This window comes from Streptomyces sp. McG3 (genome assembly GCF_018619185.1).
Taxonomy (GTDB): domain Bacteria; phylum Actinomycetota; class Actinomycetes; order Streptomycetales; family Streptomycetaceae; genus Streptomyces.
Genome location: NZ_JAAXYC010000409.1, coordinates 1 through 5,817, shown reverse-complemented (window position 1 = coordinate 5,817; position 5,817 = coordinate 1). Strand labels below are relative to the sequence as shown.

The following is a 5,817-nucleotide window of genomic DNA, read 5'->3' as shown; positions in this document are numbered from 1 at the left end:
CTGAGACGGGGACTCCGCTGGTGGTGCCCCCGGCCCACCACCTAGGCGGCGGCGACCTTCCGAGCCTTGCGGGCGGCGGGCACCACCAGCGGAGTCCCCGTCTCAGGGTCGTCGATGACCTGGCACCGCATCCCGAACACCCGCTCCACCAACGCCGCGTCGACCACCTCCGAGGGCGGTCCCTCCGCGACGATGTCCCCGTCCCGCATCGCGATGAGATGCGTGGCGTACCGCGCGGCGTGGTTCAGGTCGTGGAGCACCGCGACCAGCGTGCGGCCCTGCGTCTCGTGCAGCTCCGCGCACAGGTCGAGGACATCGATCTGGTGCTGGATGTCGAGGTACGTGGTCGGCTCGTCGAGCAGCAGCAGCGGCGTCTGCTGGGCGAGCGCCATGGCGATCCAGACCCGCTGGCGCTGGCCACCGGACAGTTCGTCGACATAGCGATCGGCCAGCTCGGCGACGCCGGTGGACTCCATGGACTCGTCGACGACCCGCTCGTCCTCCGGCGACCACTGCCGCAGCAGCCCCTGGTGGGGGTAGCGGCCGCGGGCGACGAGGTCGGCGACGGTGATCCCGTCGGGGGCTATGGAGGACTGCGGCAGCAGCCCCAGCGTCCGGGCGACCTTCTTCGCCGGCAACTGGTGGATGGTCTGCCCGTCCAGCAGCACCTGCCCCCGGCTCGGCTTCAGCATCCGGGCGAGGGCGCGCAGCAGGGTCGACTTGCCGCAGGCGTTGGGACCGACGATCACGGTGAAGGAGTTGTCGGGAATCTCCACCGAGAGGTTGTCGGTGATGACCCGCTGGTCGTAGCCGAGGGTCACCGATTCTGCGGTGAGGCGCTGCATGGTCGTACTCCCGGAGTCGGTGAGGTGGAGCGGCACGGCGCGGGGCACGGGCAGACCACCGAGCAGCACCAGGTTAGGTTAACCTATCTTCCTCTTCACGCCACTGGTCCCGGGCCGCAGCCCCACACCCTCGAACCCCTCAACACCACCGCGTGCCCGGGGCGTCGAGGGGCGCCGGGCCCGGTGCGCGGGTAGCACCAGGGGCCGGTCCGTCGGGCCGCGCCGAGGATCGGTTCAGAGCCCGAGCCCGGCGAGGGCCTTCCCCGTCTCCAGCCCGCAGACACCCGGACCGGCGAAGGTCCAGGCCGCCGCGCAGAGTGCCCGCAGCCCGTCGAGCGCCTCGCCCTCGCCCTCCAGCACCGGCTCGCCCCCGCGCACGGCAGCCGACCAGCCCCCGCACCGGTACGCGTCACCGGCCGGCGTCACCTCGGGCTGCCCGGTCAGCAGCCCCCGCAGGTCCCGGTCCACATAGGTCGGGCGGTGCTGCGGCGGGGCGGCCAGCAACTGTGCCGCGTCGGTCACCCCGGTCAGCACCAGCAGGGAGTCCACGCCCCCGTTGAACGCGCCCTCGATGTCCGTGTCCAGCCGGTCCCCGACGACGATCGGCCGCTTCGCCCCGGTCCGCAGCACGGTCTCGCGGTGCATCGGCGGCAACGGCTTCCCGGCGACCTGCGGCTCGGCCCCGGTGGCGATCCGGACGACCTCGACCGCGGCTCCGTTGCCGGGCGCGATGCCCCGGGCGCCCGGGATCGTCAGGTCGGTGTTGGACGCGAACCACGGCAGCCCGCGCCGGATCGCGTAGCTCGCCTCGGCGAACCGCCCCCACGCCATGTCCGGTCCGCCATAGCCCTGGACCACCGCCGTCGGGTCGTCGTCCGCAGACTCCACCGGCACCAGCCCGCGCTCGCGCAGCGCGACCCGAAGCCCTTCGCCGCCGATCGCCAGCACCCTTGCCCCGGGCGGCAGTTGATCGGCGACCAGCCGGGCGACGGCCTGGGCGGAGGTGATCACGTCGGAGGGTTCGGCGGGCACCCCGAGCTCCGTCAGGTGCTCCGCCACCGCGTCCGGCGTCCGCAGCGCGTTGTTGGTGACGTACGCGAGGTGCATGCCCCCCGCCCGCGCCCGGGCCAGCGATTCCACGGCGTGGCCGATGGCCTCGCCGCCCGCGTACACGACCCCGTCGAGGTCGAGGAGAGCCGTGTCGTACGCCTCGCTCAGCGCCGTGCTGCTCCCCGACGGCCGGGACCTGTCCTGCTGGTGGCTCATATGACTCGCTCCTCTTCCACGCGTTCTGCCCCGATCATCGCGTATGCCCTCTGCACACATACGATGCCCTGATGAACACTTCAGGCCCCGTCGACCAGGGGCTGCGGCTTTTCCCGTTCCGCGGACTGCGTTACGTCCCCGAGCGGGTCGGCAGCCTTGCCGCCGTGACCTCGCCCCCGTACGACGTGGTCGTCAGGCCCGACGGGCTGCACCACCTGGAGTCCGCGGATCCGCACAACATCGTGCGCCTCATCCTCCCCCAGGCCGACACGGCCCGGGACCGGCACCGGCAGGCGGCCGACACACTGGACCGCTGGCTGGCCGAGGGCGTCATCGCCCCGGACCCGGACCCGGTGCTGTACGTCTACGAGCAGCGGAGCGACGAGATCCTCCAGCGGGGCCTGATCGGCGCCCTGGCCCTCTCCCCCGCCTCCGAGGGCATCGTGCTGCCCCACGAGGACGTCATGGACGACGTCGTCGCGGACCGCGCGGAGCTGATGCGTACGACTGGGGCCCATCTGGAGCCGCTGCTGCTGACCTACCGCGGCGAGACGGGCGCACCGGCCGGGGCGGCAGCGGTGATCGAGCGCACGGTCCTGCGGGAACCGCTGCTCGCCACCACGACGGAGGACGGTTTCCGGCACCGTCTCTGGGCCGTGACGGACCCGGCCGAACGGAGCGAGATCGCGTCGGACCTCGCCCGGCACCAGGCGCTCATCGCGGACGGCCACCACCGCTGGGCCACCTATCTCCGGCTCCAGCGGGAACAGACCGCGCCCGGCCCGTGGGACCACGGGCTCGTCCTCCTCGTCGACACGGCCCGCCACCCCCTCCAGGTCCGCGCCATCCACCGGCTGCTGCGCGGGCTGCCGGTCTCCCGGGCCCTGAAGGCGCTGGCCGGCCTCTTCCGCGTCCGGCCGGTCGAGGGTCCGCTCCCCCGGGCCCTCGACGCGCTGGCCGGAGCGGCGGCCGGGGGCAACGCGTTCCTCCTCGCCGGCGACGGCGGCTTCCACCTGGTGGACCGCCCCGACCCGGCCCTGCTGGCCCGCACCATTCGGACGGACCGCCCGGACGCCTGGCGCACCCTGGACGCGACGGTCCTGCACTCCGCGCTGCTCGACGACGTGTGGCGGATCCCGGACGCGCCGGAGCACATCGGCTACATCCACGACACCGCGGCAGCCGTCGAGCAGGCGGAACGCCTCGACGCCACGGCGGTCCTGATGCATCCCGTACGCGAAGAGGTCGTCCGGGACCTGGCCCGGCAGGGCGTCACCATGCCCCGCAAGTCGACGTCGTTCGGCCCGAAGCCGGCCACGGGCCTGGTCATGCGAAGCCTCGCCCTCGACTGATCCGCGGAGCTTTCCGCGGACCGCAGGACCGGCACGGAACGTGAAGAGGGGCGGCACTCCGACCGGAGTGCCGCCCCTCTTCACCAGCTGCTAAGCCTTGACCGAACCGTCCGCGGACCCGTCCTGGTCGTCGTCCTCGTCGTCGCGGCCCTCGCGCGCGTCCTCGGCACGAGCCGCGACGTCGTCGTCCGCGTCGTCCGCCTCGTCCCCGTCGACCGCGTCCTGCTCGGCCGTCCCGTCGTCACCGAGGGCATCGACGAACTCCACGCCGTCGAGCGCGGCGAGCCGGTCCGACGCATCGGTGGAACCGTCCTTGTCGGCCTCCAGCGCCTTCCCGAACCACTCCCGCGCCTCGTCCTCGCGCCCCGCCTCCAGCAGGGCGTCCGCGTACGCGTAGCGAAGTCGCGGCGTCCACGGCTGCACGGAGTTGGACGCGAGCTCGGGGCTCTGGAGCGTCACGATGGCGGCGTCGATCTGGCCCATGTCACGACGTGCCCCGGCGGCCACGAGTCGCATCTCGACCTGTCCGGCCTTGTCCAGCTTCTGCACCTCGGGCTCGCCGGCCATGGCCATGGCCCGCTCGGGACGCCCGAGCCCACGCTCGCAGTCCGCCATGACGGGCCACAGGTCCACGGACCCGGTCATCCGCCGGGAGGCCCGGAACTCGGCGAGCGCCTCGGCGTACTTCTGCGTCGCGTACGCCGCGAACCCGGCCGCCTCACGCACGGCGGCGACGCGGGACGCGAGCCGGAGGGCGATACGGGCGTACGCGTACGCCTCCTCGGGGTCCTCGTCGATCAGCCGGGCCACCATGACCAGGTTGCGCGCGACGTCCTCGGCAAGGGTCTTCGGCAGGCTCATGAGCTCCTGGCGTACGTCCTTGTCGATCTCGTCGCCCGTGACGTCGTCCGGAATCGGCAGCCGCTTGATCGGCTCACGATCGCGGTCGCCGCCCCGGTCATCGCGTCCCCGGAAACCACCACGGTCCCGGTCGTCGCGCTGACCGCCGCGGTATCCGCCCCGGTCCCTGTCACCGCCCCGGTTGTCGTCGCGGCGGAAGCCGCCGCCGGAGGGCCGGTCGTCGTCACGGCGCGGACCACGGGGCCGGTCGTCACGACGCTCGAAGCCACCGCTCGGACGGCCACCACGGTCATCACGCTGCTGACCACCCCGGTACCCACCACGGTCGTCATCACGACGAGGCCCACGATCACGGTCCCCACCACGACTGTCATCACGACGGAACCCACCACCCGAGGGCCGGCTGTCGTCACGACGGAACCCACCACCGGAGCCACCGCCCCGGTTGTCGTCACGACGGAAACCTCCACCGGAAGGCCGGCTGTCGTCGCGGCGGAAGCCACCGCCGGAGGGCCGGTCGTCGTCACGGCGCGGACCGCGCGGCCGGTCGTCACGGCGCTCGAAGCCACCGCTCGGACGGCCACCACGGTCATCACGCTGCTGACCACCCCGGTACCCACCACGGTCGTCATCACGACGAGGCCCACGATCACGGTCCCCACCACGACTGTCATCACGACGGAAACCACCACCGGAGGACCCACCACGGTTGTCATCCCGGCGGAACCCACCACCGGAGCCACCGCCGCCGCGGTTGTCGTCACGACGGAAACCACCGCCGGTCGGCCGACTGTCGTCACGACGCGGACCACGGTCGCGGTCGTCACGGCGGAAGCCACCGCCAGTGCCGCCACCGGTGCCGGCGCCGGAAGGCCGGTTGTCGTCACGGCGGAAGCCGCCACGGTCGTTGTCGCGTCGAGGTGCGCCGGAACCGGACCGGTCGTCACGACCACCGCGGTAACCGCCCCTGTCACCGCCGTCCCGGCGACGCGGCTCGCGCTCCGGACGATCGTCGGGAGAGTTGGTGGACATGGGTGTGACTCCTGTCTTCGGGTACCACAGACATTCTCGCGCAGCCGACCAGTCGACGCGCTTCGGGAAAAACAAAAGGACCCCTGGTCCCAGCGTTGAACGCTGGGACCAGGGGTCCTTGAAAGATTGTTCGGCGGCGTCCTACTCTCCCACAGGGTCCCCCCTGCAGTACCATCGGCGCTGAAAGGCTTAGCTTCCGGGTTCGGAATGTAACCGGGCGTTTCCCTAACGCAATGACCACCGAAACCCTATCGGGTTCTAGCGAACAAGCACACTCTTCAATTAAGTAGTGAAACTGTTCAACCGGTGCGATAACTGTTCGCAACCCGGGAACAACACAGTGGACGCGAGCAACTGAGGACAAGCCCTCGGCCTATTAGTACCAGTCAGCTCCACCCCTTACAGGGCTTCCACATCTGGCCTATCAACCCAGTCGTCTACTGGGAGCCTTAACCCTTCAA

Annotated in this window: 5 protein-coding genes and 2 rRNA genes; 1 reads left to right on the top strand and 6 read right to left on the bottom strand. The window is 71.5% G+C overall.

What is annotated here, in order from left to right; translation table 11 throughout:
• Positions 1–41 precede the first annotated feature (41 nt).
• Positions 42–845 carry an ABC transporter ATP-binding protein gene (locus tag HET64_RS35620; RefSeq protein ID WP_215111384.1) on the bottom strand — a complete coding sequence of 268 codons (804 nt, stop codon included), beginning with the start codon at positions 843–845 and terminating at the stop codon, positions 42–44.
• Positions 846–1,079: 234 nt separating this feature from the next.
• Positions 1,080–2,111 carry an HAD-IIA family hydrolase gene (locus tag HET64_RS35615; RefSeq protein WP_215111383.1) on the bottom strand — a complete coding sequence of 344 codons (1,032 nt, stop codon included), beginning with the start codon at positions 2,109–2,111 and terminating at the stop codon, positions 1,080–1,082.
• A gap of 71 nt (positions 2,112–2,182) precedes the next feature.
• Between HET64_RS35615 and HET64_RS35610 the strand changes: the two genes are divergently transcribed.
• On the top strand, positions 2,183–3,463 hold the full coding sequence (locus tag HET64_RS35610) for a DUF1015 family protein (RefSeq protein WP_215111382.1): 1,281 nt from the start codon (positions 2,183–2,185) through the stop codon (positions 3,461–3,463).
• A 90-nt stretch (positions 3,464–3,553) separates the two neighbouring features.
• Here the strand turns inward: HET64_RS35610 and HET64_RS35605 are convergent, their stop codons facing one another.
• The 4 genes from HET64_RS35605 to HET64_RS35590 all read right to left on the bottom strand — a co-directional run.
• Positions 3,554–4,324, bottom strand: a complete 771-nt coding sequence (locus HET64_RS35605; RefSeq protein WP_215111381.1) for a tetratricopeptide repeat protein — start codon at positions 4,322–4,324, stop codon at positions 3,554–3,556.
• A complete protein-coding gene (locus tag HET64_RS35600) occupies positions 4,321–5,088 on the bottom strand; it encodes a hypothetical protein (protein WP_215111380.1) in 768 nt (255 codons plus the stop codon). The genes HET64_RS35605 and HET64_RS35600 overlap by 4 nt, the downstream gene beginning before the upstream one ends.
• Positions 5,089–5,484: 396 nt before the next feature.
• Positions 5,485–5,601, bottom strand: a 5S ribosomal RNA gene (gene rrf, locus HET64_RS35595).
• Between the two features lie 111 nt (positions 5,602–5,712).
• Positions 5,713–5,817: ribosomal RNA gene (locus HET64_RS35590) — 23S ribosomal RNA — on the bottom strand; the annotation flags it as partial.

Excerpts from the sequence above, each read along its gene's own strand:
- HET64_RS35620 (WP_215111384.1), bottom strand. The coding sequence starts at position 845 with ATGCAGCGCCTCACCGCAGAATCGGTGACCCTCGGCTACGACCAGCGG.
- HET64_RS35615 (WP_215111383.1), bottom strand. The coding sequence starts at position 2,111 with ATGAGCCACCAGCAGGACAGGTCCCGGCCGTCGGGGAGCAGCACGGCG.
- HET64_RS35610 (WP_215111382.1), top strand. The coding sequence starts at position 2,183 with ATGAACACTTCAGGCCCCGTCGACCAGGGGCTGCGGCTTTTCCCGTTC.
- HET64_RS35605 (WP_215111381.1), bottom strand. The coding sequence starts at position 4,324 with ATGAGCCTGCCGAAGACCCTTGCCGAGGACGTCGCGCGCAACCTGGTC.